Origin of the sequence: Nostoc sp. JL23, from assembly GCF_017115065.1 — a bacterium.
Taxonomy (GTDB): Bacteria; Cyanobacteriota; Cyanobacteriia; order Cyanobacteriales; family Nostocaceae; genus Nostoc; species Nostoc punctiforme_A.
In genome coordinates, this window is sequence record NZ_JABXKN010000126.1 from 1 (window position 1) to 26,556 (window position 26,556).

At 41.0% G+C, this 26,556-nt stretch carries 23 protein-coding genes and 1 pseudogene; 13 read left to right on the forward strand and 11 right to left on the reverse strand.

All coding sequences use genetic code 11. The features are described from left to right. Window positions 1-17 precede the first annotated feature (17 nt). Window positions 18-362 (reverse strand): hypothetical protein, encoded by a 345-nt coding sequence (locus HWQ42_RS25460; protein WP_292817011.1) that lies wholly within the window; start codon window positions 360-362, stop codon window positions 18-20. A 214-nt stretch (window positions 363-576) separates the two neighbouring features. Here HWQ42_RS25460 and HWQ42_RS25465 point away from each other — a divergent pair, with 214 nt between their 5' ends. From HWQ42_RS25465 to radC, 3 genes are all read left to right on the forward strand, one after another. Beyond that, entirely contained in the window at window positions 577-879 is a 303-nt protein-coding gene (locus HWQ42_RS25465) for a type II toxin-antitoxin system HigB family toxin (RefSeq protein ID WP_292817012.1), read from the forward strand. After that, window positions 860-1,276, forward strand: a complete 417-nt coding sequence (locus tag HWQ42_RS25470) for a transcriptional regulator (RefSeq protein ID WP_292817013.1) — start codon at window positions 860-862, stop codon at window positions 1,274-1,276. The genes HWQ42_RS25465 and HWQ42_RS25470 overlap by 20 nt, the downstream gene beginning before the upstream one ends. A gap of 143 nt (window positions 1,277-1,419) precedes the next feature. Next, complete coding sequence (gene radC, locus HWQ42_RS25475) at window positions 1,420-2,151, forward strand: DNA repair protein RadC (protein ID WP_292735444.1); 732 nt, start codon at window positions 1,420-1,422, stop codon at window positions 2,149-2,151. A gap of 117 nt (window positions 2,152-2,268) precedes the next feature. On the opposite strand, the gene HWQ42_RS25480 is transcribed toward radC, so the two are convergent. The 3 genes from HWQ42_RS25480 to HWQ42_RS25490 form a co-directional block, all read right to left on the reverse strand. Beyond that, window positions 2,269-3,060, reverse strand: coding sequence for an SDR family oxidoreductase (locus tag HWQ42_RS25480; RefSeq protein ID WP_292817014.1), 792 nt, complete (start codon window positions 3,058-3,060; stop codon window positions 2,269-2,271). Between the two features lie 243 nt (window positions 3,061-3,303). Continuing rightward, entirely contained in the window at window positions 3,304-4,776 is a 1,473-nt protein-coding gene (locus HWQ42_RS25485; RefSeq protein WP_292817015.1) for an alpha/beta hydrolase, read from the reverse strand. A 158-nt stretch (window positions 4,777-4,934) separates the two neighbouring features. Further along, window positions 4,935-6,890: a hypothetical protein gene (locus HWQ42_RS25490; RefSeq protein ID WP_292817016.1), complete on the reverse strand. Its 1,956-nt coding sequence runs from the start codon at window positions 6,888-6,890 to the stop codon at window positions 4,935-4,937. Between the two features lie 721 nt (window positions 6,891-7,611). Between HWQ42_RS25490 and HWQ42_RS25495 the strand changes: the two genes are divergently transcribed. The 7 genes from HWQ42_RS25495 to HWQ42_RS25525 all read left to right on the forward strand — a co-directional run bounded on the left by HWQ42_RS25495 (window position 7,612) and on the right by HWQ42_RS25525 (window position 15,626). After that, window positions 7,612-9,006, forward strand: coding sequence for an NADH:flavin oxidoreductase (locus HWQ42_RS25495; RefSeq protein ID WP_292817017.1), 1,395 nt, complete (start codon window positions 7,612-7,614; stop codon window positions 9,004-9,006). A 66-nt stretch (window positions 9,007-9,072) separates the two neighbouring features. After that, on the forward strand, window positions 9,073-10,539 hold the full coding sequence (locus HWQ42_RS25500) for a cytochrome c (RefSeq protein ID WP_292817018.1): 1,467 nt from the start codon (window positions 9,073-9,075) through the stop codon (window positions 10,537-10,539). Window positions 10,540-10,551: 12 nt separating this feature from the next. Then, window positions 10,552-10,962 (forward strand): hypothetical protein, encoded by a 411-nt coding sequence (locus HWQ42_RS25505; protein ID WP_292817019.1) that lies wholly within the window; start codon window positions 10,552-10,554, stop codon window positions 10,960-10,962. Between the two features lie 89 nt (window positions 10,963-11,051). Further along, the gene (locus tag HWQ42_RS25510; protein WP_292817020.1) at window positions 11,052-12,485 is read left to right on the forward strand and encodes a c-type cytochrome; all 1,434 of its coding nucleotides are present in this window, start codon (window positions 11,052-11,054) and stop codon (window positions 12,483-12,485) included. Window positions 12,486-12,578: 93 nt separating this feature from the next. Next, entirely contained in the window at window positions 12,579-14,219 is a 1,641-nt protein-coding gene (locus tag HWQ42_RS25515) for a lipoxygenase family protein (protein ID WP_292817021.1), read from the forward strand. 29 nt (window positions 14,220-14,248) lie between these two features. Further along, window positions 14,249-14,554: a putative quinol monooxygenase gene (locus tag HWQ42_RS25520; RefSeq protein ID WP_292817022.1), complete on the forward strand. Its 306-nt coding sequence runs from the start codon at window positions 14,249-14,251 to the stop codon at window positions 14,552-14,554. Between the two features lie 19 nt (window positions 14,555-14,573). After that, a complete protein-coding gene (locus HWQ42_RS25525) occupies window positions 14,574-15,626 on the forward strand; it encodes a saccharopine dehydrogenase NADP-binding domain-containing protein (protein WP_292817023.1) in 1,053 nt (350 codons plus the stop codon). Between the two features lie 68 nt (window positions 15,627-15,694). Here HWQ42_RS25525 and HWQ42_RS25530 read toward each other — a convergent pair whose 3' ends face one another. Then, entirely contained in the window at window positions 15,695-15,826 is a 132-nt protein-coding gene (locus tag HWQ42_RS25530) for a hypothetical protein (RefSeq protein WP_292817113.1), read from the reverse strand. A 111-nt stretch (window positions 15,827-15,937) separates the two neighbouring features. Here HWQ42_RS25530 and HWQ42_RS25535 point away from each other — a divergent pair. The 3 genes and pseudogenes from HWQ42_RS25535 (at window position 15,938) to HWQ42_RS25545 (ending at window position 18,916) form a co-directional block, all read left to right on the forward strand. Then, window positions 15,938-16,962 (forward strand): annotated as a pseudogene (locus HWQ42_RS25535) (DUF389 domain-containing protein). Between the two features lie 70 nt (window positions 16,963-17,032). Continuing rightward, window positions 17,033-18,586, forward strand: a complete 1,554-nt coding sequence (locus HWQ42_RS25540) for a cation:proton antiporter (RefSeq protein ID WP_292817024.1) — start codon at window positions 17,033-17,035, stop codon at window positions 18,584-18,586. Window positions 18,587-18,616: 30 nt separating this feature from the next. Then, window positions 18,617-18,916 (forward strand): hypothetical protein, encoded by a 300-nt coding sequence (locus tag HWQ42_RS25545; protein WP_292817025.1) that lies wholly within the window; start codon window positions 18,617-18,619, stop codon window positions 18,914-18,916. A gap of 114 nt (window positions 18,917-19,030) precedes the next feature. Here the strand turns inward: HWQ42_RS25545 and HWQ42_RS25550 are convergent, their stop codons facing one another. The 6 genes from HWQ42_RS25550 to HWQ42_RS25575 all read right to left on the reverse strand — a co-directional run bounded on the left by HWQ42_RS25550 (window position 19,031) and on the right by HWQ42_RS25575 (window position 26,553). Then, entirely contained in the window at window positions 19,031-19,585 is a 555-nt protein-coding gene (locus tag HWQ42_RS25550; RefSeq protein WP_292817026.1) for a DUF3124 domain-containing protein, read from the reverse strand. A 67-nt stretch (window positions 19,586-19,652) separates the two neighbouring features. Further along, window positions 19,653-20,330, reverse strand: coding sequence for a TrkA family potassium uptake protein (locus tag HWQ42_RS25555; RefSeq protein ID WP_094352965.1), 678 nt, complete (start codon window positions 20,328-20,330; stop codon window positions 19,653-19,655). A gap of 54 nt (window positions 20,331-20,384) precedes the next feature. Beyond that, a complete protein-coding gene (locus HWQ42_RS25560) occupies window positions 20,385-20,921 on the reverse strand; it encodes a hypothetical protein (RefSeq protein ID WP_292817027.1) in 537 nt (178 codons plus the stop codon). Window positions 20,922-21,320: 399 nt separating this feature from the next. Then, complete coding sequence (locus HWQ42_RS25565; protein WP_292817028.1) at window positions 21,321-24,326, reverse strand: MFS transporter; 3,006 nt, start codon at window positions 24,324-24,326, stop codon at window positions 21,321-21,323. A gap of 313 nt (window positions 24,327-24,639) precedes the next feature. Beyond that, window positions 24,640-25,173: a translation initiation factor IF-3 gene (infC, locus tag HWQ42_RS25570; RefSeq protein WP_099103961.1), complete on the reverse strand. Its 534-nt coding sequence runs from the start codon at window positions 25,171-25,173 to the stop codon at window positions 24,640-24,642. Window positions 25,174-26,022: 849 nt separating this feature from the next. Beyond that, window positions 26,023-26,553 carry a hypothetical protein gene (locus HWQ42_RS25575; RefSeq protein WP_292817029.1) on the reverse strand — a complete coding sequence of 177 codons (531 nt, stop codon included), beginning with the start codon at window positions 26,551-26,553 and terminating at the stop codon, window positions 26,023-26,025. Window positions 26,554-26,556 lie beyond the last annotated feature (3 nt).

Consider the following 26,556-nt stretch of genomic DNA (forward strand, 5'->3'; position numbering starts at 1 on the left):
TTAAGAACAGCATTTATTTAGCTACAAAATATACTAATCCTACACTGTTTAACTTGACAAGCAAGAACACACTCTTGGACATCGGGTTCTGCAACTTCAAATAATATGACATTTCGCAAAGGATCTGTACTATTAGTTAGAAAACGCTGAGTATTATCGTCATAAGCTTCAATTTGCCAGCTTTCTCCGACAATTGCAATACATCCCTTTGTCACAGTGGAATCAGCAGGTGTGAATTGACGAATCAGCACAAATGGCTCTGCGGGTTCGGGAACGCCGAAGCGTTTTTGCAGATCGTTACCGACTTCTTGAAGTTTAGAGTCAATAAAACCTTTGAGATTGTTGAATAAATCATCGAACATAGCGATCGCCTATGGCAGCAGGTACATAATTACACTTCTTAAACTTGGTAACAAGTATATTTTCACTGAAAGTCTACTGTCGTTAGGGGTAAAGCGAAAAACCTAATCATTAAACTCTTGACATCAACTTAGCAATTTGCTAAGTTTGAATAACTACGATTTGGCATTTAGAGAAACATTCTTATGAGCTTTATTTTGAAAAAATTCATTTATTATGCATATTATTTCCAATACAGCACTAAAACTTTTTTATCAAAAGTATCCCGATGCTGAATCTAGTTTACGTGGTTGGAATAAAGTTGCAAAATTAGCCAAGTGGCAAAATTTACTTGAAGTTCGCCAAGCTTTTAATTCTACCTATGCAGTAGGTGAGCTTACAGTTTTTAACATTCAAGGAAACAAGTATCGCCTTATTACCTATATTGACTATCAAAGTCAAAAAGTATTTATTCGCAACGTATTAACTCATGCAGAGTACGACACAGACAAATGGAAAAATGACCCTTGGTTTAAATAAACGTCCTACCTACATTGAACTGCTGCAAGCATTTCCTCCTCGTCCTATCAAGACTGAGGATGAGTTATTTGCTACCCAAAAAGTTATTAATTCTTTGATAGATAGCGCTCCGTTAACATTGGATGAAAAAGATTATCTTAATATTTTAGGCACTCTAGTTTACGAGTTTGAACAAACGCAAGAGCCTGTGCCTGATATTTATGGAATAGATTTACTTCAGGTTTTGATAGAAGAAAATGGGCTACTTCAAAAAGATTTAGTACCCATTTTCAAAACAGAATCTATTATATCGGCCATATTGAAAAAGCAGCGTAAATTAACAACTAGACACATTGAAGAACTGGCGAAGTTTTTTCATATTTCACCTGCTGCTTTCTTCCCAAATAGTCTTGAGTAACTTGTTATTGGTTGATTGTGGAAGTGCGCTCGCCTACGGGGGGCGGGTAAAATTAAAGATTTTCTCAAATAAAGATGATTTTGAGAGCAAACGAGGGATAACTAAGGATAGTTCTATGTGTGGTGCTATTTTCTTAGTTTAATATGACCTATTGCCTCAGAATTGCCGATCTACCTACAAATGAGCGTCCGCGTGAGCGATTAATGACGCATGGTGCAAAAATTTTAGCCACAGCGGAGTTAATCGCAATTCTTCTAGGCACTGGTCAAGGGCCAGGAAAACTATCTGCTGTGGGTTTGGGGCAATATATCTTGAGCGAATTAGCCAAACACCAACGCGATCCTTTGGTAGTTCTGCGAGAAGTTAGCCCTGCTGAGTTAATGCAAATTTCTGGTGTTGGCCCGGCGAAGGCGACAAGTATCTTAGCAGCAATTGAATTGGGTAAACGCGCCTTTCAATCTCGGCCCAACGATGGCACATTGATTGATAGCCCACTTGCTGCTGCTGCTACCCTCAGTCAAGATTTGATGTGGCAGGTACAAGAACGTTTTGCAGTGGTGCTGTTAGATGTCAAGAATCGTTTATTGGGTACGCAAGTAATTACTATTGGTACTGCAACCGAAACCCTAGCCTCTCCCCGTGATATTTTTCGAGAAGTTATTCGTCAAGGCGCAACGCGGGTAATAGTTGCCCACAACCATCCTTCTGGGAACCTTGAACCCAGCCAGGAAGATATAGAATTGACACGTCAGTTATTATTAGGGGCGCAGCTTTTGGGCATTCCGGTACTAGATCATCTGATTTTGGGTAATGGCAATCATCAGAGTTTACGAGAACTGACAACCTTGTGGGATGAGCATCCACAAGGGGATTAGTGAAAAAGCAGGGGGGCAGGGAGCAGGGGGGACAAGAGGTGAGAACTTGCAACAAGTCTTTCTCCTTGTCCCCAAGTCCTCTTCCTCCTGCCTTAATTATTTACGCCGACCTACTTATTACTTACTTTCCTGCATATTTCTGACTAGTTTAGTTACTAGCTTTCTGGGAGTAAATCTTACAGATTCAGCGAGTAGCTTATTTTTAATTCCAGGAACAACAACAGTTTTGTTTTCAAATAGACCGCGATAACCGATTTGGGCTACTGTTTCCGCAGTCATAATTTTTTGACCGCTTACCAACTTTGAATCTTCCATTGCCGCTCTTTGTTGAAAACCAGATTCGGTAGGTCCTGGACAAAGCGCCGTTACCGAGACACCTGTACCTTCTAATTCATTAGCGATCGCTTCTGAGAACGATAAGACATAGGCTTTACTAGCGTAGTATACTGCCATCAGTGGCCCTGGTTGAAAAGCAGCAGTGGAAGCCAAGTTTAATATTTTTCCAGATCCCCGTTTAACCATACCTTTGAGAAATAACTTGGTTAAATGTGTCAGACATAAAACATTAACCTGTAGCAATTGCATTTCAGCATTCAGGTCAATTTCGTTAAATAACCCGTAGGTAGCAAACCCGGCATTGTTCACCAACACATCAACATTAATCGATGCTTGTTCTAGCTCTCTAAAAATTTCTTCTGGGGCTGATGGGTTAGATAAATCTTTGGAAATAACCTTGACATCAATGCCAAACTTCTTTTTAAATTCATCGGCGATTTTATTCAGCTTGTCCACGCTTCTAGCTACCAAGATAAGATTGTAACCATCCTGAGCAAATAATTTCACGAATTCATAACCGATGCCGCCAGATGCACCAGTAATAAGAGCCGTTTGTTTGCGATTAGTCTGCATAATTTTCCTCCTTAACAGCTTGAAATAAATAGACATCTCGTAAAAATAACTATGTGTTAATCCAGAAACCTTATATAGACATAGGCTACATCTCCCATTCCTTTTCGCTCATGTCTCTTATGAATCATTAGTTATTAGTCATTATTAACCTAACGTTCTTTAAGCTTGATTATTCTCTCTCCAGAATAATCAAAAATTGCTAAGTAAACATAATTAATCACTGACTACACAACAAGCATTTCTTTATTTCCATTGGGAAATTTCCAAGCGAACTGCCGCATTTGTTCCTAAGACTTTTTGCCCACGTTCAGGTAAATAAACATACGCAACATATATACCTGGAGTGGATTCGGAAGTCGGATTTAACTTTATTACTGGCTCTTTTTCTTCAGAATTCCAACTGTATTTAGCCTCATAACTGCTATTTGATTCGGCAACATCAGTAATTAGATAGTCAGACCACAAAGGTACTTGGTCGAGATGACTGTCACGTAACCAATTTGTCTCTTGTTTTGTGAATGAATGTAGTGCTAAACGCAGAGCATATCTACATATATTATCATCACTAGCTGAGTTTCTTGGGATTAAGAAAGCTGTAAATAGCGGAACAGGTTTATCTGTTCGGGTTAACTCTTGTGTAATTGGGCAATAATGAGCGATCGCCTGCTCATATATAGGAATAGGAAGACTACGCAAAGCTACCCTAGTTTCCAGTTGATAAAAATTCTTGTCCAGGTCTTTTAACTCAATATTGCTCAGAGAGAGTTTCACCTGAATATCACCAAACAAAAATCGTTGCAGGTTTTGATAGCCTTCTTCGGAGTTTAATATGCCATAACGTCCACCATGAGAGCGATGAACATAAGCACGATGAGATCCCCCGATATAAGCTTTATCGATCTGAACTAGACCATCGCTTTTGACTCCTACAAACTTGCGTGAAAAACCAAAACCTTCTTCATAATCATGTGCATTAGTGCCGATCAAAGAAAAGACGCGGTTTGGTGGAAATGCATCCTCTATGCTTTGTAGTTTTTCTAGCTGAAAGTCATCGGGTAATTCAGTTGTTGGCTTTATACCAGGTGTTAAATACTGATACATCCGTTGAGGGCCAAAGTCATCAGAATTATTCAATTGAAACTTGTCCCTCAGATTTTCTAGCAAGCCACTCCCTACTTCAAAATAAATGCCGCCATGAGGTGTAGCGTAGGTAAAGAATTTGTCAATGTGATCGGCAGCTTGCTCGCCTTGTTCTGGATAAATCTTTTGAATCAAGCTGCGACAAACAAGGCCACCCATTGAGTGAGCAACCAGATAAATTTTGTCAGCACCCGTCGTTTCTTTGACATTCTGGATCAAGTCTCTTAAACCCTTAGCTATTTCCTCCATTTCCTGTCGAACTACACTTGAGGAGCCAAAGCTAGGTGTAGATATATCATAAAATCGATAGATCCAAATAGTTTGATGAAGTTGATCGGACAATCTTTTAATCTGATTGCTCACATTCTGATTGTCAACAATCGGTTGATAACCATGATCGGTCATTAGCCGCAGCAATGGACTCTCGAAAAAAAACTTCTGGGGATTTTCCTTCTCATCCACTCGAATATGGGTTGAACCACTATTGAATCCATAAAAGGGATCGTTGACTGTTTGCTCAACGTCTTTTTGTGTACCTGCATATCCACGAACGAAGACGATTGGTAAATACTGCATATATATCCTTGCTATTTAATCAATATTTTTTCTCGTTCCCAGGTTAAATCTGGGAACGAGTGCAGAATATCAAAACAAGTTGTCTTAGTACAACATTTTATTAATTCGTAGCGAATTCTCTGCGTTTAAAACACTACGATTTTACACGGGAGCTGTACTTAGAAAGTTTTCACGAACTCAATTAGGGCTTTCTTATCTTCATCTGGGAGATTTGAGCCAAAATAATGACCCTCATCTTCTACAAAGTCAGGAGATTTGTTGGCTCTTAAAAGTACACGTGCCAACTTACCCTTAATTCCACCCTCCGGTTTCAAGTCTTGAAAAAGGCTGCCGAGATTGAGAGATGTAATTGCCTCTCTCATATTGATGCTTGCCAGCAAATTCACAGGTGTACCTTTAGGAACAGGAAGTTTAAATCTTGGATTCGGATCTCCTGGGGGAAGCTCTAATTTAGTATCTCGATCTGTCCTGCTGATAATTCCCTCACGCTTTTCAGGCCACAGCAGCTTTTCCATCGCATCCGTATAGGCTTCTACACGTCCTTTTACTGAAGGATCTTCGTTGTAAAGTCCTAGTGTATTGTTGTGAAGAAGTGGTGCTGTTGCCCAAATGCTCACTAGTGAAGGTGTACGGTAATAACCCAAACCGCCATCAGGTATCTTAAATTCGATGGGTTTTTTCTCATCGAAGGGGTTGTACAGCGTCAAAGTACCTGGTGATGGCAGTTCTTTGAACGTCTTCGACGAGAACTGATCCCAAATATGCCCCTTAGCGGCATTTGTCCCTAGCGATCGCGCCGCATTCGTACCAATTAGTGTCACTGGATAACGTTGGTCATCAGACAAGAAGTTGTGGTCGAGAAAATTACTACTGAGTACAGATTCTTCGTACCATTTTTGAGCCTGTTCGGGGTCAGCAGCGATCGCAGCAGGTGGCTTTTTGCTGGAATGACAACTAGCACAAGTGCTGGCAAAAACCAGCTTGCCACGTTTGAGAACTTCTTCATCTTTAGTCAAGAACTTTTCACCATCTGGTGCATCTTTCAGGTGCATCGGCTTGATGGTTTTCAAGAATGCTTCGGCATCAGCCATGCGTGCTTCTGTCTGTCTCCAACCTTCACACTCCTTCCGCGCCTTTTCGATATCAAAAGGTTTTTGGGGAGTTCTGCCTAATAAAGGCTCATGAAGACTTGTCCAGTAATCGCCGCACATGCCAATGTTGACGTAGACGCGTAGTGAGGCATTTGCCACTCCTGTAGAGTCCGCACCATCCTTGAGAATATGATTAACATCCTTGGTTGAACCATCGTTCATTACCTCTGGATATCTGGGGCGATCGCCTAAATTAAAAATTGCATTAATCGCATTCGGATTATTGATGTGATCGGTGGCAATCCGAGAAGTATCAGAAGTTCCAGGCTTCTGAGAATCTAGTACTTGTTTAACAAAACTATTTTCTCCAACGCTGGATGCAAATAATTTATTTTCCTTAATGTACTGATTACCCAATGCTGCCACCAGGTTTTCCCATTTTGGATGTTCCTTGTCTTTGGGTGGATTGAGGGGATCTAACGCTACGTGACAGATGGCGCAGGACTGGCCAATTACGTATGGAGGCTCAATTTGTGAGTTTTTGGCATATTCAACAGTATTCCATTTTGTCGAGTCGAAGTTGGGGTTTTGAAACTTACGCAACCCAATAACGCCAGTTGAAAGTGGATCTTTACACTCATCTAGCCACAAACCATATTTATCTGGCGCTGTTGCTTTTTCACATCCAGGATCGTTAATTGCGCCATAACGTTGCAATCGCTCGTCATGCACGCGCGAGTCAATCAGCTTTAATAAGTCAACACCACCACGCGTTCGCTTCGCTAAATCGCGATAGTACTTAGAATTACCGCCAGTCCATAAGTACCAAGTGCAACGACCCCGTTTCTCGGCATCTGTCAAATTCTCCTTTGTGTACTCTGGGAGATAACCGATACCCTCGCAGTTATCAAGGTATTCAGATGCACCAGTATCCGAATACTTACTACTTATGGGCGCAGGTGTTTCACTATACTCATCGGCTAGAGCTGTAGGCGTTCCATAAAAGCCGCAGACTATAAACATAGTCGCGAATAGGAGGAGCAGACAGCCCTTAAAAATTAGACTTGTCTTTTTCATAAAACTCTCTGGTCATAACACCTAAACCTTTCCCACTGCACCTCACGTTTGCAGAGGTACACTAATGCTTCATCACCAATTTCCCATTTTCCAGATTTAGTCTTGGAATATTTTGATGATGAATGTACCCAACTGAGGTTCGTTATATATGAAGTTACTACACAAATTTGTAAAACGTCATCAATAAACTTTTATACATTTATAAATCAAAAATTTAAAAAATTGTAAAATTCCAATGGTGTTCAATAATCAATTTGCTATGGTTATATCCGTTCCCTACGTGCCTGGTTAAGTTTGTAACAAATTGTTAGCAGCCACTTTCAAGGTTGGCTTAACCTTTTAAAAGACACAAAAGACGAGAATTGTCACTTTTTTTTAAGAATTGCTCTGTAAATACCGTAGGTTTACAAACTGCAAAAGTCTTTATATAACTGTAAAAACCAATAAGGATAAATATCCATGCTGAAACTTGGTAAGTAAATCTAAGTAACAAAAACTTAATACTTAGCACTCGCATCCGAAAACCTCCACTGTAGATTTGTAGACATAAAAAATTGCCCTCCTAGAGACACTAGAAATAATAGTTCTCTGGCGAGACTGTTAGTGCTACGAATAATTTTGACACCTAATTTTATTGCCGAAACAATAGATAAAGACAGAGAAACACATGGAAAACGATATTATTTTTGAACCATTGAGATTTCGTAATCTCACAGTAAAAAATCGGATATTTCGCTCTAGTATTTCTGGCAGATGGGATAACTATGATGGTTCAGGTACTCAAGCCCGAATCAACTGGGAAGAAAAGTTTGCTCGTGGTGGTGTAGGAGCGATTATTAGTTCCTTTGTCCCAGTCGCCATCCGGGGAAGAATTATGCCCAATTACGCCACCATTAACTGTAATGAGCGTATTCCTTTTTGGCGAAAAGTAGGAGAAAGAGTCCACGAATATGACTGTAAATTTATTTTGCAATTAAGTCATTCGGGGCGACAGCAAGATATTGGTGGTGTAGAAAACTTAGGAAAAAAAGCCTTAAGTTCCACTAGCCAAACAGAGCCATTCCACGGCTTTTTGTGTCAAGCGATGACACTAACAGAGATTAAAGAAACAATTCAATACTTCGCCGATGGTGCTAGACGTGCCCGTGAAGCAGGTTTGGACGGAGTGGAATTGCACAGTGCTAATGGATATCTTTTTAATCAATTTCTCAGTTCTGGAATTAACGACCGTCGAGATGAATATGGTGGTTCATTAGAGAATCGAGCGCGGTTTTTGCTAGATGTAATTAGAGCAATTCGCAAAGAAGTAGGCAACGACTTTCATCTGCAATTCAAAATTAGTGCCGTTGACTATAACAACGCCGTCACCTTTTGGGAAAAACCAGGTAATACCATAGAAGATTCCATCCAAGTTTGTAAATGGGCAGAAGAAGCTGGGGCTGATGCCGTCCATGTGTCAACTGGTAGCTTATTTCCTCACCCACTCAATCCCATTGGTGATTTTAATTTTGATGTTATTACCAGAACTTATGATGCCATGTTGTCAAGTGGTGTCGAAACCACACGCAACTACATTTTATTTCGTAAAGCATTTTTGCATCCAATTTTCAATTTTTTATGGAATCGTGTGAAAAAGCAATTGCCTCCTCAAGCATTTAGTGGTGATGATGTAAAAGACCCGAAAATCAAACAGCTACTAATAGAGAACCAAGGCAGAAACTTACTAGATTCCAGAGAAATTAAAAAGCACGTTAATATTCCTGTATTATGTACAGGTGGTTTACAGCAAGCTTCTTATATTCGTCAGGCAATTAAAGATCATTATTGTGATGGCGTCACAATGGCTCGTACTCTAATTGCTAATAATGACCTAGCTAAATCTTTTCAAGCAGGTAAAGACTTAGCAGATAAACCCTGTACCTATTGCAATAAATGTCTGCTGAATGTAATTGAAAATCCCTTGGGTTGTTACGAACAGGATCGCTTCAATAGCTATGAAGAGATGATGGAAGAAGTAATGTCAGTCTTTCATGAAACTCAGTTTGCAAATTTATCTAGATAAAAAAGCGATGCGGATCACATCGACAATTTCGCTTACAAATAATCTCGACAAAATGGGGAGTGTTTCATGACTGAACAAACAAACCCTACCCTACTTCCAACCTCAATCAAGGGAATCTTCCAGCGGATTTGGGTTGTAATTGTAGTTATTGTAGCAATAGCAGTATTTTTCCTTTGGCCTATTTTGTCCAACTCCCCAGTGGATTATGCTGATATTGAAAACCATTTTAAATATGGTTCAATCGGCAGCGAACCGGTCAATGGCATTCCTTACTGGATTTGGAAAGTTTTACCAGAATTATTCCCAGATAAATTACCTGGAAAAGGTTACACTTCTCTGGGATTTATCAAAGAACCTGACAAAGATTTGCCTATAGGTTTTTCGCAACGGCGAGTCTTTATCGATAGAGTTGGGTTGAATTGTGCTGTATGTCATACAGGAACGCTGCGAAATACCCCCAATAGCGAACATCAAGTCATCACAACAATGCCTGCTAATGTGGTTAATTTGCAGGGATATATCAAATTCTTATCAGCAGTTGGTGTAGATCAGCGCTTTACTGCTAATCGAATGTTGCCAGAAATTGAAAAAATCAGTGGTGGTCTTAATCCCATTGAAAAATTACTTTATCGCTTCATTGCAATTCCTCAAACTAGAGATGCACTAATTAATCAGGCATCTCGACTTAATTTCGTTGAAAAACAACCAGATTGGGGCCCAGGAAGAGTAGATACTTTTAATCCTTATAAAGCAATTCAATTCCATTTCCCAATGGATAAATTGCGTGAGGATGAACTGATTGGTACTTCTGATTTCCCCTCAGTTTGGAATCAAAAGCCCCGTGAGGGATTGCAGTTACATTGGGATGGTAATAATACTTCTGTTGATGAACGAAATAAGAGTGCAGCTTTAGGCGCGGGAGTCACACCCACAACGATTGATTTGCCTCGGATTCAGAGAGTTGCTGATTGGTTGTGGGAACTACCACCACCAAAATATCCCTACGAAGTTAACGAAACTATCGCAGCGAAGGGAGAACAGCTTTTTCAAAGCAATTGTGCTAGTTGTCACGCTTTTGGTGGTGCATATACAGGTAAAGTTGTCCCAATTCAAGAAATTGGTACAGACCCTCATCGTCTCGACTCATATACCTACAAAACGATGTCTAACCAAAATACTCTGTATACAGGGTATCCGTGGCGCTTTAAGAATTTCCGTAAGACTAATGGCTATGCAAATATGCCCCTTGATGGTGTTTGGTTACGTGGCCCTTATCTGCACAATGGCTCAGTCCCCACCTTACGGGATTTATTAGAAACACCAGAAAATAGACCTAAAGAATTCTATCGTGGCTACGATGTGATTGACAGAGCAAAAGTTGGTTTTGTATCTGATGTCGGTGTAGAAAAAGGTAAGCAATACTTTAAGTTCGATACCACAAAACCTGGAAATAGTAACAGTGGTCATTTATATGGTACCGATCTTCCTACAGAAGATAAAAATGCACTAGTTGAGTACATGAAAAAGCTTTAAAAGGAGAGAAAAATGAATAATTATGCTAAATGGTTTAGTCGCGTTACTTGGGTTGGCATTATTGTTAATATGCTTTTTGTCATTCCCTCTTGCTTCTTTCCAGAATTAATGTTGACGTTCCTTAAAATGCATATACCAGAGCCAATTATCTGGGTTCGTGCTGCGGGAATGCTGTTATTTATTATTAGTGCATTTTATGTTCCTGGGGCACTTGACCCGTACCGATATCAGGCAACTGCCTGGATATCAATATTTCCTTCAAGAGCTTTTGGATCGACATTTTTCATTTGTGCAGTACTTTTCTTTGGGCAAGATAAAGGATTTTTATCCATTGCCTTTGTAGACCTGTTTTTTGGATTAGCGGAAGTAATTCTTCTGACACTAGCAATGCGTAGCAAAATGCAATCGCTGCAATTCCAGTGAAGCAATTCTCCTAATTTTATCCCTAGTTTAGTGTGGGTAGATTTCCTGCACTACAAACAGATTCTTCTGCAAAGGAGCAAAAGAGTGCCATGACAATACTCAAAGACAAAATAAGTAGGGTAATCACAAGCATTGTTTTAATTGTGGTTCTTTTAGCTGGTGTAGTTGGGTATGTGGGATGGTACAACCTTTTTCGAGAGGTTCCCACATATTATGAATCGCCTGAAGAACACTTTAAATATGGTTCTATTGGCACAGAAGAAGCGCAAGGTGTTCCCTATTGGATTTGGCTGGTACTACCACGAATATTCCCTGATAAATTACCAGGGCCAGGTGGTTATACTTCCTTGGGAATCACATGGGAGGAGGGTAAAGAAATGCCAGTTGGATTTACGAAAAAAACCATTGGCTTCCCTCGCGTCGGTATAACTTGCGCTGTTTGCCATACTGCTACCTATAGAAAAACAGAGAAAGATAAACCCACAATTGTGGCCGCTGCTCCTGCTAATAAGTTTGATTCGCAAGGCTATTTACGATTTTTGAGTGCAACTGCTGGTGATTCCAGATTTACAGCAGATTATATCCTTGATGAAATCAAATATAATTACAACCTTTCCTGGCTAGAAAATTTACTTTATCGCTATGTGCTAATTCCTCAAACTAAGAAAGCACTACTGCAACAAAAAGAAGACTATAGTTGGACAGATTCTCGTCCTAACTGGGGCCCTGGTCGAATTGATCCTTTTAATCCAGTTAAATTCAATACTTTAAAGTTGCCTAAAGATAACACTATTGGCAACTCTGATATGATGCCTCTTTGGAATCAAAAGATGCACAAAGGCTTTGCACTCCATTGGGATGGGTTAGAAACTTCACTAACAGAAACTGTTCAAACTGGAGCAATTGGTGACGGTGCTACCAAAAAATCACTTCCTGTAGCCGATTTACAACGAGTAGAAGATTTTATTCAAGAACTACCACCTCCTAAATATCCATTTGCGATTGATGAGCAAGTGGCTGCAAAAGGAAGTCAAATTTTTGCTAATACTTGTGCATCTTGTCACGCTTTTGGTGGGGAAAGAACTGGTACTGTTATCCCTGTTGAAGAAGTGGGAACTGACCGCCATCGGTTAGATATGTGGACGCAAGAAGGAGCGGATACTTACAATCATTTTGGTGATGGCTACCCTTGGGACTTTAAAAACTTACGCAAAACTAATGGGTATGTATCTGTTTCTCTAGATGGATTATGGTTAAGAGCGCCATATTTACATAATGGTTCAGTCCCATCTCTACAAGATTTGTTAGAAAAACCAGAGAATCGTCCTCAAGTTTTCTATCGGGGATATGATGTCTACGACCCGAAAAAAGTTAGCTTTATTACTGAGGGAGATGAAGCCAAAGCTATAGGTTTTAAATACGATACCAAGGTAACTGCTAATTCAAATCAGGGACATATTTATGGCACTGATTTATCTGATGAGAATAAAAAAGCCTTAATTGAGTATCTAAAAACTCTGTAATGAAAGTTGTTTGCTAAATCATATTAGCATTTAGCAACTTTCTGATGCCGCTCGTTTACTACCAAACGCTAAAAAACCGAATTGGAGATAATCGTGAAACCATATTTACCACAAAAAGATCCTGATGTTAATGTCCGAATAAATTGGCTAGATAAAAATCGAGAAGAGTACAGATTTAATTACGATTATCTAGCTCCTCTACCAGTCATTGATAAAGTTCCTCATAAGGAAATATTCTCGGCGGAATATACTGCTAAACGTTTGGCAAGTATGGCAACTCTTGCACCAAATATGCTAGCTGCCAAAGCCAGAAACTTTTTAGACCCATTAGATGAATTGGAAGAATATGAAGAACTTTTATCACTACTACCAAAACCCGATGTCATAAAAAATTACAAAACAGACTCTTGTTTTGCGGAACAACGACTCTCTGGAGCGAACCCATTAGCTATCCAAAAAATTGATGTATTACCTGATAATTTTGCTGTTACAGATGCACATTTTCAGAAGGTTGCAGGTACAGAATTTACTTTGGAAAAAGCACTCAAGGAAGGCAAGCTGTATTTCTTAGATTACCCTTTGTTATCTGATATTCAAGGTGGTGTCTACGATAATGTTAAAAAGTACCTTCCCAAGCCACAAGCTCTATTTTATTGGCAAAGTAATGATAGTTCTAATGGTGGTTCTCTAGTACCTGTTGCCATTCAGATTAATCATGACTCTGGTGCAAAAAGCGTGATTTATACACCAGATGACCCCCATTTAGATTGGTTTTTGGCAAAAACCTGCGTTCAAATTGCTGATGGCAACCATCAAGAATTGGGTAGTCATTTCGCCTATACCCATGCAGTTATGGCTCCGTTTGCAATTGTAACTGCGCGGCAACTAGCAGAAAATCATCCTATCGCCTTACTGTTAAAACCCCACTTCCGTTTTATGCTATTTGATAACGATTTGGGGCGCACTCAATTTTTACAACCCGGAGGTCCGGTTGATGAGTTTATGGCAGGTTCATTGGCGGAGTCTCTTGGATTTGTGGCAAAAGTTTATGAAGAATGGAGTGTTGAAAAATTTACCTTTCCTCGGTTAATAAAAAGTCGTCGAACGGATGACCCAGAAATTTTACCGCACTTTCCTTTTCGGGATGATGGCATATTAATCTGGAATGCCGTCGAAAAGTTTGTGTATGAATATTTGCAACTCTATTACAAAACCTCACAGGATCTAATTGATGACTATGAGTTGCAAAATTGGGCTAGAGAATTAGTTGCCCAAGATGGTGGTAAAGTCAAGGGAATGCCAGCCAAGATTGAGACTCTAGAACAACTAATCGAAATCATCAGTGTGGTAGTATTCACTTGCGCTCCTCTACACTCTGCTTTGAATTTTTCTCAGTACGAATATATGGCTTTTGTACCCAATATGCCCTATGCAGCCTACCACCCAATTCCAGAAACTAAAGGTGTGGACTTGGAAACTATCATGAAGATACTTCCTCCCTTTAAACAAGCTGCCGATCAGGTGATGTGGACTGAGATTTTAACATCGTACCACTATGATAAATTGGGTTTTTATGATGAGGAGTTTGCTGATCCGTTGGCGCAGGAAATTGTGGTGCAATTCCAACAGAATTTGCATGAAATAGAACGGCAAATAGACATTAGAAATCAAACTCGCCCCATACCTTACAACTACTTCAAGCCTTCGCAAATTATTAACAGCATTAATACTTGAATTAGTTTTAGTAAAAAAGAGGAATCACAATGTTAAATCAGCAAGTAACCGTCACTGCTCGACTAAAAGTGAAGCCAGGTTTGGAAGACAATTTCAAGCAGGAATTCCAACCTGTAATAGCTCTCACTCTTATAGAAGAAGGTTGTATTAATTACGATTTGCACCAATCTGTTGACGACCCATCTTTGTTTCTGTTACATGAAAACTGGGTCAGCCAGGAAATTTTAGCTCAACACCTAGAGCAGCCGTATATTAAAGCTTTAGGGGAAAAATCAGGACAATTTTTAGTTGAACCACCTGAAGTCAGGTTATGGCAGCAGATTGCAAACAATTAATTCCTAGCTGGTGATAATAATGACATCAAGGGTGTTATTGTATGGTGCAACTGGCTATGCTGGAAAACTCATTGCTGAATCTGCTAAAAATAACGGGCTGGAATTAATTTTAGCTGGACGCAATCAAAGTTCACTCGCAGCTGTAGCCAATGAATTAAGTTTGGACTTTCGGGTTTTTGGCTTAGACGCTCCGCAAGCGATCGCTCGCTCTCTTGAGGATATAATTGCTGTCATCAACTGCTCTGGGCCTTTCTCCAAAACCTCAAAGCCACTTGTCGATGCTTGCCTCCAAACTAAAACTCACTATTTAGATATAGCTGGCGAAGTACCTGAATTTCAGGCGCTACAAGCACGAGATGCTGAGGCTAAAAATGCAGGGATAATGCTTCTCCCTGGTGTGGGATTTGGAGTTGTCCCTACTGATTGTGTAGCTGCTTACCTGAAACAGAAATTAGCAGTTGCAACGCGACTGATTTTAATCTATGAAACAGTGGGCGGTGTATCTCAGGGAACTGCAAATACAGTACTGCCAACTTTACATCATATCGGGGTAGTCCGAGAAGCAGGTAAGCTCATCCCATCTCGCCCAGCATCGAAAAGACGTAAAATTGATTTTGGTTATGGCCCGGTGACAGCGGTAACAAACCCTTGGCGTGCTGATATTATCACTGCGTTTCAGACTACGGGTATTCCCAATATTGAGGTTTATACCGTATTTCCTAATCCTGTGCGCTTCCTGATGGAGTTGAGCCAGTATTTGGGATGGTTATTTAACTCGTCTTTATTCCAAAGTGCTTTAGCAAGTCTAATTAAAACTCTACCCACTGGGCCAACGGCAGCAGAACGAGCCAAAGGGCAAGTTAGAGTAATTGGTATTGCTGAGGATGAAACTGGTCAACAAGTAACTGCAAAGCTCTTAGGGCCAGAAGCATACGATTTTACGGCGTTAGCGGCTGTAGCAGTTATTAAACGGGTAATTCAAGGCGAAGTTAAGGTAGGATTCCAGACTCCTGCATCCGTATATGGGGCAGATTTTGTCCTTGAAATTCCGGGAGTTACCGGGTTCGAGTAAGGATATAAAAGAAAGCTGGGTTTTTTAGGCTTGATAGCGAAAAAACCCAGCTTTTTTTGTATCTATACTTAGATTTTTTTGCTAAACCAGTTAAATATCTGCGGTAGTGTCGCCGCATCTAAAGATACCGACAGTACCAGCAGAAACTGGTTGAGATTGTTTGTAATGACTTCCTTGGCGATCGCTAATTCAAGTACCATAAGAAAATTCCTGGTATAGCTTTGCATTTATCATCATCTGATTATTTTCAGATGACACCAGTTCAATGGGAAACTTGAATTAGAGTTAACCGAGTATTTAGGAGGAAGGTCTTGGGTAATAACATTCGAGACCGCTTTAAAAATTTCCGCCGCCGGGGTTCGCAGCCGGAACAACTCCAACAGTTACAAACAGACTTGCTGGCAGAATCAACTCTAGACTCAGCTTACATAATTTTAATTATTAGCTCCTGCGCGTTAGCGAAGCTCCTCCGAAGGAGATCGCTACTTTGGGTTTATTGTCTAATAGTGCGGCTGTGATTATTGGCGCGATGATTATTGCCCCTCTAATGTTGCCGATTCGTGGGTTAGCTTTTGGTGCTTTGCAAGCAGATATTACTTTGTTTCGCAAGGGAATTATTGCCGTAGCGGTGGGTACAGGATTAGCGGTAGCGATCGCCTTTACTTTGGGTTTGCTGGTAGGATTGCCGAGTTATGGTAGCGAAGTACTGGCTCGATCTAGACCAACGTTGTTAGATTTGGGAATTGCAGTAGCGGCTGGTGGTATTAGTGGCTACGCGAAAATTGAAACGAAAATCTCTGGTAGTTTAGCAGGAACTGCGATCGCTGTCGCCCTGATGCCTCCCATTTGTGTAATTGGCTTAGGCTTGGCACAAGGAAATTGGTCACTCAGTTTCGGGGCTACTCTACTTTATCTCACCAACTTGCTAGGTATTGCCCTCTCCTGTATGGTGACATTCTTAGTAGCGGGTTACACTTCAATGGCGCGGGCGCGTCAACCCCTAATTTGGACTATGGCATTGACAGCTATCCTACTAATTCCCTTGGGAGTCAGCTTTGCTCGACTTGTACGACAAGCACAACTAGAAAGCAGTCTCAGACGGGCATTATTGAACCGTACTGTCACCTTTGGCCGCTTGCAATTGCTTAATAGTAATACCAATTGGTTGACAAATCCCCCAGAAGTCCGTTTGAGCGTCCGGGCAAGAGAACCTGTCACACCTCGGCAAGTAGAATTATTAGAAGAATTTATCAAGCGAGAGATGGGGCAAGCATTTACGCTAATTTTTGAAGTTGGTCAAGTGGAGGAAATTAGAAGTTCTGAACCCACACCCTGAACTTGCTAATTTGGCATCAATGAAGAGAGAATCTATCAGTTAAGTCAAACTAACTCTCCAAAACGCAATAGTGGATATTACCGAATTAGTCAAAGTTTCAATTATTCTCTTGGTTGTGGCTACAGGAGTCGCTTTGCTATCCCGGCGGTTGGGAATCCCTTATGTTACGGGTTTAGTATTAGCAGGTTTGCCCATCACTGAGTTATTGTCTCGTCGGATTGGTTTAAATCCAACCCTTGTTTTGAATCTTTTCTTGCCAATTCTCATCTTTGAAGCTGGTATTAATACAGATGTTAGCCGCCTACGCAGCACCTTTAAACCAATTGCCTTACTAGCTGGGCCCGGGGCTGTGATTTCCAGTGCGATTATTGCCGTCCTGTTGAAATTTGTCCTGGGACTGGATTGGATACCTGCGTTATTTGTCGGAGTAATTCTGGCCAACACTGATACTGTTTCCATGATTGCTGTATTTAAGGATATACCAGTACCCTCGCGGCTTTCCACCATTGTTGAAGGAGAAACCCTATTCAATGACGCTGCTGCCCTAGTTTCCTTCAACTTGATCGTGCAAGTATATTCAACAGGCTCACTCACATTTGTAGAGGGAATCCAACAACTGCTATTTATCTCTGTAGGAGGCTGCGTTGTCGGGTTAGTTTTGGGCTACTTGAGTATACCGGTGTTCGCCCGTTTAGATGATGCTCTGAGTAGTCTTTTGCTAACAGTCGCAGTTGCATTAGGAACTTTTCAGGTTGGGCAATTTCTCGGTGTATCAGGCCCTGTGGCAGTAGTTGTTGCTGGATTAATTTTCGGGAATTTAGGGCTTTCTCAGAATACTTCTGCTTCTAGTCGCATCACCTTGTTGAGTTTCTGGGAATATGCCAGTTTTACCGTCAACACCTTTATTTTTCTGTTGATTGGTGTAGAAATAAATTTGGTAACGCTCTGGAAAACTTTACCTGCAATTCTACTTGCAGTTTTGGCTTATCAAATCGGGCGAGTTCTTACGGTGTATCCACTGCTAGCAGTGGTTCGTTGGATTGACCGCCCAATTCCGCTACGCTGGCAACATTTACTGTTTTTAGGCAACATCAAAGGCTCACTCTCAATGGCTCTGGCATTGAGCTTACCTACAACAATGCCAGGGCGAGAAGTTTTGATAGCTATAGTCTTCGGCTGTGTGCTGGTGTCGTTAGTGGGACAGGGTTTAAGTTTGCCTTGGGTGGTAAAACGCTTAAAGTTATCTAAATTTTCCGAAGTTCAACAACAGGTTGAAGAGTTGCAAGCTCAGTTGATGACGGGAAAGGCGGCACAAGATGAATTAGATAGCCTGTTGAAATCAGGGGTATTACCAAAAGCCGTTTATGAAGAGATGCGTTCAGCTTATCAGGTACGAATTGCCGGTGCAGAAAAAACACTGCGGGAACTATATAATCGTCGCCCTGATGAGGTGGAAGGTGGAAGTGGCAAGAGTAGTAAACTTGAAGCTATTCGCCGACGTTTACTGCTGGCAGAAAAAGGAGCGCTCAATGAGGCAATGCGGAAGCGAATTCTCTCAGAAGAAATTGTGCGCGGGCGGATACAAATTCTTGATGAACAATTACTGAAATTAGAAGATGATTAAATATGGGGCATTGGGCATGGGGCATTGGGCATGGGGGATAGTCTGAGCTTTGTTGATGAACCTCTGAGCTTCGTTGATGAACCTCTGAGCTTTGTTGATGAACCTCTGAGCTTTGTTGATGAACCTCTGAGCTTTGTTGATGAACCTTTGAGCTTCGTTGATGAACCTTTGAGCTTCGTGAATGAACCTTTGAGCTTCGTGAATGAACCTTTGAGCTTCGTGAATGAACCTTTGAGCTTCGTGAATGAACCTTTGAGCTTCGTGAATGAACCTTTGAGCTTCGTGAATGAACCTTTGAGCTTTGTGAATGAACCTTTGAGTTTTGGCTGATTAGGATTTGTTGCCTCCAGCTCCTCCAGCTATAGATGTAGTCAGAGACTCAATGAATGCATTCCCGTGCGGAGCGTGGGAACGAGGAAATGATAAATTAGCTTTTTAAGATTTCTATTTTAAAGGCGATCGCTTATAGTTATTTTGACTTTTAATTACCCTACCAGGACTGATAAAAGAAATTCCTTGTTGAAAGTCAGTGCCAATCATGACTGCTTCCACTATCGGTTCGGATATTTCTGTTTGCGCTACCCACTCGACAATGAAGTTTGCGCCTAAACCTCCACTGGTGTCATTTCTATTGATAAAAAAATCTGTCGAAGCTAGCGCATCAAGTTGAATAGGGCGCTCTAAATACTGTTTCACTAGTTTCCCTTCTGAGTTGTAGTAGCGCACAGAAGTAACAATAATCGGATTGGTCAAATCTGTATTCCGAATACTAAGCGTAACTGCTAACTCAAAAATCTCTTGGCGATTGTGATGATAGATATGAGAGTAGACCGGAACATAAAAAGTTTCACCTCTGGCTATCTTAAAATTCTTATCCAGCGTCACTGTTTTTTGCAATGGGGTTGCTGGAATGGCATTGGGTTGTGACTTGGGTGTTGATTCACAAGATGCAAGAATAATAACGGCGCTCGCTAAATAAATATATCTATACAGCTTCATCAAAACTCACCAATTTTTATATGTGTAGCTAACCCTACCTAATAAACAGTTTAGGTAGGAACTGCGCTCAACATCTTTGTTCAATAAAATCAATCACTTGATGTAAGCATCTTGGTTTAGTCACAATCAGCACAGTTGAATGAGGTTCCAGTATTGTACTGCCGTTAGGAATCATCAAATCTTCGTGGGGATGAGATTGATAGCCAATAATTAGCGAACCAGTAGGGAATTGGGGATCTTGAGCAATTTCGGCAACGCTACGACCGGCAACATAACAATTGTTGGGGATGGAAAGTTTCAGAACCTCAATCTGTCCCTGCTCGAAATGCATCATTGATTCCACTTGCGGGTACTCAATGGCGTTCACCATTGTTGAAACTGATAGTTCAACAGTACTGATAATATGGTTAGCTCCAGCTATCCGCAACGGTTCGGCAAAATCAGGATGGCGCATCCGACTCAAAATATGGGTAACGCCGTAGTGTTTAGCAAGAGTTACCATTGCCAAGTTTAAGGCATCACTTCTGAGAACTGCTGCCAAGGAACCGGCTTTGCGAATCCCAGCTTCTAACAATACTTCTGTACTCACAGCACTGCCTTCAAAAGCCATCGCTCCCACTTGTTCGCGGGCATAGCGGCAAGCAATAGGGTCAATGTCAATTACGGCAACAGTATGCCCTAGTTCTACTAGTTTTTGCGCCAAACTCAAGCCTACTAAGCCTGCTCCACCAATTAGTACGTACATTTATTCTCTTTATGCTCTCTTCCACTTACTTTACAAGTTAGCAGAGGAATGATTTCAACTGTTAGGAATGTCAATAACTCGCCATTCCTGAATACCCCAACGTCTAAGAATAGATTCGGCTTGACGGATATCGTCTTCTGTACTTTCTATCGTCACTAAATAATCGCCTTGGAATACTCGGTCATTGTAGAGTTGGGCAACTTCTTCAGGAAGAAACCAACCTCGTAGTGAGCCAATCAGACCGCCAGCAGCTGCGCTAGCTCCACTTCCTAACAGGGTGGCTAAAACAGATTCTGCTGCTAGCGCAGGGCCAAAACCAGGAATAAGCAAAATACCCAAACCCGCAACTAAGGTAAGTAAACCTCCCGCCCTAGCGCCTGCTAATCCACCCGCCCTAGCACCTTCAGCAGGAGCAATACTACTTTCACTCGTGTCGGAACTGTCAAGTTGCTCATTGAGCTTGGGTTTTTTAGTGATTACAGAAATCTTATTCATCGAAAAGCCACTACTTCTCAGTTCGTCAAGCGCCTGTAGTGCAATTTTGCGATTACGAAATATGCCAATAGCGTGTTGAAGTTGACCAGAAGCCATTTTGCCTCCCAAAGCTTTTGCTGGTAATTGATTTGTTTAGAGTATGACAAACAAATGTGACCAGAAAGTGTTAGCAATTGTGAGCAATTAGGTTTATTGGGATCAAATAAATTAACTTTGTGATTATTTTAATTTATGCCTAGCGTAAGATGGCAGAAGTGAACAAAGCTAATATGAACCTTTGCCTTATACCATTTCTTTGTGAGGCTGCGCCAAATTTTCTTTCTTTCTTTGTGTACTTTGCGCCCTTTGTGGTTCGTTTTTTTCTTATACTTTACTCCTAATATGGTTTAGCGCATCTTCATACAGAACTGGTATTATATTTAACTACAAATTTATTTTTGCCATGTTGCGCTAGTACCGCAAGTAGACAACAGTATTATTTCATTACAGGTAATATCAATTGTAATTTTTGAATTGGTATTTTTCGAGTAACTCCTTAACTTGAGCAACCACCAAAGGATGTGGATCTTTTTGTAACTGGGGGAGGATTTGCAGGAGAACCCGATGTGAAACCATATTCAAGTATGCGATCGCAGCTTCTCTGACAAAGCCGGTGGGATGACGCAAGCTCACTAATATCTCAGAACTGGTCAGTCGGATGCGTGTCACTTGAGCATAATGGAAACAGCAAGCTAGACACCAGTCAGAAAGGAAATTACCCAACATCAGCAATCTGTGGAGGCGATCGCTAACTATCATGTTCTCATATTCTACGATCTTGGCTTCTACAAGATATTGCAATTTTTCTGCCTGTGGTCGGTTGTCTAAAATATTCAGCAATAAAGACTTTGAAGACAAAGTTACGGTATGCTCTAAGATTTCTAACCCCCGCGCTAAGTTTACCACTGAGAGCGATCGCAGATTGAAGGATGCTGCCTGCATCTTTTCTGGCGAGTAAAGCAGTTTCAGTAATAGTAGCAGGCGCTCTTTGACATCCAATTCCAATTCTATAAGGGCGCGTTGCAGTAATTCAGAGACAATCACAATCCTTTGATTGGATTGATGATTTTCTTTTTGCTCTAGTGTTTGGAAGTCAATGTATGCAGCGTAAATTTCACCTAAAAATTTTAATTCCTGCTTAATTAAATTTTCCACCCGACTTTCATAAAATCGATCTACTAAACCTTTAATTCCTGGTTGTTTGTGGATTTTTAGTAAGCTGCGAAGAATATGATCTCTAGTAGTACCCCAGGATATTTCCAAATTTTCCCATAAAGTCTCCAATGCTTGTTGGGTACCGACTTGAGCAATGGTACGCCAAGCATACATCCGCACTACTTCTGGTTTGTAAATATTGGTCGCCAACTGCAACAGCATTTCTAAAGCTTCATTTTCTAGCCGCACTAGTGCGGACATGGCTGTACTGCGGGTTGATTTGTAATAAAGTGCTGCAATCAGTGCCGAATAGTACTCTTCTAAATGGGTGGCTGAAATCATTTCTAATACGGCACAGCGCACCCGTAACGACTCATCTTGTAATAAATTCGGAATATGAATCCGCAACGCCTGCAAATAAACTGCTTCTCTCAGTGCTCTAACTCCATTCACCCGTTCCCGTTCTTGCTTATGAGTCAGCATCCGGCGCATGGTTTGGGTAGCTGCTACCTTTTGCATGGGCGTTCCCTGGCGTAAGACTAAAGCGGCGGCGGTAGCGCGGATGAGGGAGTTTTGGCGGGGGTGTAAATATCCTTCTAAGAGGCTTAAATTAGGATTTGGTTCAGCCAGCCAAACGTAGCGCAGCGCTAAGGCAAAAACTTCGGGGTTAGTTTCTTGGGATTCTTCTAACAAAGGACGGATGGCGGCTAGATAAACCGGATTTACACCTCCCATCAGCATCACTTCCAAACTTTGGCGCTGCAAATCTGGGGTTAACTTCACTAGTAGCGGGGCTAAAACTTCCGCCGCGCCTTGGGAATCAATTTGGGCTAAAAGTTCAATACAAGAGCGTTTATCAGCCTCACTGCCTTTTTCTGCTAAAGCTTTGACTACACCCTGTTTGAAAAATCGTAAGCCAACATTGCTTGCACTCAAGTGACCCCGCGCCACACTCAAGACTAACAGTTCCACATAGCGCGATCGCAATTCCCAAACTACTGTTAAACAAGTGCCAGTTATCAGCATTGTTTCTGCTACCAACACCCATTTTTGCAGTGGTTCGGGTACAAATCGCCCACAAAACAAGATAGTTACAAAAATTAGCGCTCCTGTCAAACCTGTGGCGATCGCTTCGGCGGTTCCACCAGATAAAGTCTGCATCCGGCTGCGAATTGCCTCTGGAATCGGTTGGTACAGGATGGGGCCGCTACTCATAACAAAGGTGTAGCGCAGAAGTTCATCAAAGAATTTGACAATTATCAAACCCCAGAAAAAGCTTTGCGATTGCATGGCTGGAATTAAATGCAGCAATACCAGCACTCCTGGGAGTGAAAAGCCGACGGTGATTGGTAAAAGCGTGGCAGTGAAAAATACCCCCATACGTTCGATGAGTCGGCTGGAAAAAAACCACTGCAACAACAACTCACACAGTCCCAACATCCCACCAAAAAGACCCAAAAAGCTCGCAAGTTCTCGGTCACTCAAATTGGATTGGAGTTCGCGCAGATATTGAAAATCTATTAACAACCCAATAACTTGCAACAGTCCCACAAAAGCAAACAACTGCCAAACGTACCGCTTCAGCGGACTTTTAATGAAACGCTCCCGTGAAGCTTGTTGTTCAGGAACTAGTCTTTGTGGGGTTTCAGGGAAAGCTGCTCGATAGTGATGAGTTAAATAGAATAGAATGCCCGATCCGAATAAAATCACTATACAGGCGATGAGGATGATCTTATTCAGCGTGGTGTATTGCACTAGCCAAGGCAAACTAAAGCCACTGATTACATCTGCTACCAAAAGACCACTACTCACCAGTGGGTAAGTTCTTTTAATCTCTCGAATATTAAATATTTGGTTGGCGACAATAGAAGTGTTGAGGTCATTGACCACATAAAGTGCATCTACCCACAGCCGCAGCAGAAATGCCGAAATCACTGCCAGGTAGGAAAAATGATATCCCCAACGTAATATAACTAATAAAACTAATGGCATCAACATGCAAGGTGCGATCGCCACAATTACCCAACGCAGGGGAAAAATCTTTTGCAGCCAAGAGTATAAAAAAACCAGACCGGCACTCATTGCCGCACTAGCAATATACATCCACGGCAGCAGGTGAGTACCATATTCATCCAAAAACAGCGCCACCGTACTGTCTTCTGCCCACCGCAATCCTACACATACAATTGTGTAAAAAAGAAACATTATCTGGGTTCGTTCGCTCTCCTCTGGCCGGAGATTCACCCACTGTAGTAGTCGTGGTAAAGCAACTTTATTTGCAGCCAACCAGTGATTTTTCAGTTCCATGCAGTTTTATTTTCTGGTAGTATCACCGCGCAATGGGGAGGCAGGGGAGCAAGGGGCAGGGGAAGAAATATATATACCTCCTTGTCCCCTTGTCCCCCATTCCCTGGAAATAGCAAAAGTCCTGAGCAACTGAGTATTATGTTTCCCACTCAGCGTTCAGGACTATCGATTTTAGATAAATTTAAACGCTTTCGTAGGAGTACACAGCTAAATGTGCGCCCAAAGCGCATATTGCATCCAAATAAAAGATGAAAAAATCCCCTGACTTCTAGCCAGGGGATTTTCAAACTTGGTCTATTAAACAGTTAGAGAATTATTTTTTAGGCGAGATGAGCATCATCATATTTCGTCCTTCTTTTTTAGGCGCTTGTTGAAGCTCACCAAAAGGCTCCAAATCCGTTGCCATTCGCTTGAGCAAATCTTCTGCTAGGTCGCTGTGTTGAATTTCTCGACCCCGGAACATCACAGTCGCTTTAACTTTATCGCCATCTTTCAAAAAGCGCTCTGCTTGCTTAACACGCACGTTGTAGTCGTGTTCTTCTATTTTGTAGCGCATCTTAACTTCTTTGACATCAGCCGTGTGCTGTTTTTTCCGGGCTTCCCGCGCCTTTTTTTCCTGCTCAAACTTGTATTTCCCGTAGTCCATAATCCGACAAACCGGCGGGTCAGCTTTATCGCTGATTAGCACCAAATCTAGCTCTTTTTCTTCTGCTAGTTGTAGTGCTTCCAGTGGGGGCATAATTCCCAGTTGGGCACCGTCAGTGTCAATGACCCGAATTTTCGGGAAGCGAATTCGTTCGTTAATTTGGGGCAGATCGCGAGTTCTTTTCTTCTCAATCACAGCCATTATGATTAGTGGGAGCTCTTAAATGAAGGATTTGGTGTAGTCTAAATTGGTATGCCTCAGAGGCAAAATACAGAAGTAACTCAGGACTGAAAACATAGTTTCCAGTTCTAGGGTAACTAATCTATAAAATAGTTGCCTCGTTGTATTTGTCATTTTACTCAGTCTGAGAGAATTTCTCTGCAATAGTTAATCTAAATTACACAACCTAGACTCATATTAAATATTATTACAATTATTTAGCAAGACTTTTTGCGATGGCGTAACCGCCCACCATAGGCGATCGCATTCAGCAACATCATCAGAACTAGCCCTTTCAAGATCTTGTGTGATGGACTAATATTGTAGTTTGGTAACTGTAAAAAGAGAATAGTTAGTTGAACTGCAAATGACTGTAATGCCTAGTTTTTCGTTGCTATTCTTGCATAGTTCAAAAATAGTTAATTAAACTGGAGTGTATTCTATCTCTGAGTGAGGAAGATGAGATAGAGAATAAATAATTAAACTGGTGTAACTTCTGCGAATCTTATATGCCAAGAGTTTTGGGAAGGCGTTCGTACTCCTATACCCTGAGCTTACATCCAAGTAGAAGCTTGTAATGCGTTTTTGCTACCATTACTCGACTATGCCCCGGTTTACTTTTTGCTGAGTCGAGTAGGGTATCATTTATCAAACCCTCAATTTCAGCCAATGACAAGATTACTTCATTTTGATTGATGCCACGCAAATACTCCAGGATTAATTTGTATTTAGTGTTATTCTTAATACACTTTTCACTTGTTTTACTACCAACCTTATGCCAGCTTGTTTTTACTGGATTAAAGAAATTTTGTTACAATTGATATCGGAAAATTAACTACTGATTAGTTTTCGTTCAAGGAAATCACCTACATAACCTCGCTGTACAAGAAACCGATGTAATAGTCTATTATCAATACCTGCTGTATCCCACCAATCATTTCCGTAAGAAGATATCATTACCGTGATAATCAGTTCTCTAATTACATTTTCTAAATCAAAGAAAAATGGAAAACTTTCTAAATTACGAGAACGACCACACGAACTATATACAAGAGTTAATTTACTAAAATAACTTGTCGCACTTATTTCAATCAAGTCCTTGAGCTTATCTATATCAATATCTTGGAAAGATTCAATATCAAATGTCAATAAATTTGGGCTAGATGCTGGATATTTCCATTTAACTTTAATACTCAATTCATAATTTAGAGCTACATTAGCTTCGGCTATACGGTAATTATTAGATGGATTAATACGAACATTTTTATCATATTCAGCACCTAATTCATCAAAATATTTTTTTATATTACGAATTAAGCTTCTTTCGCTTTTGGAGTAAGCAGTGAGATATCTAGCCTGCATAAT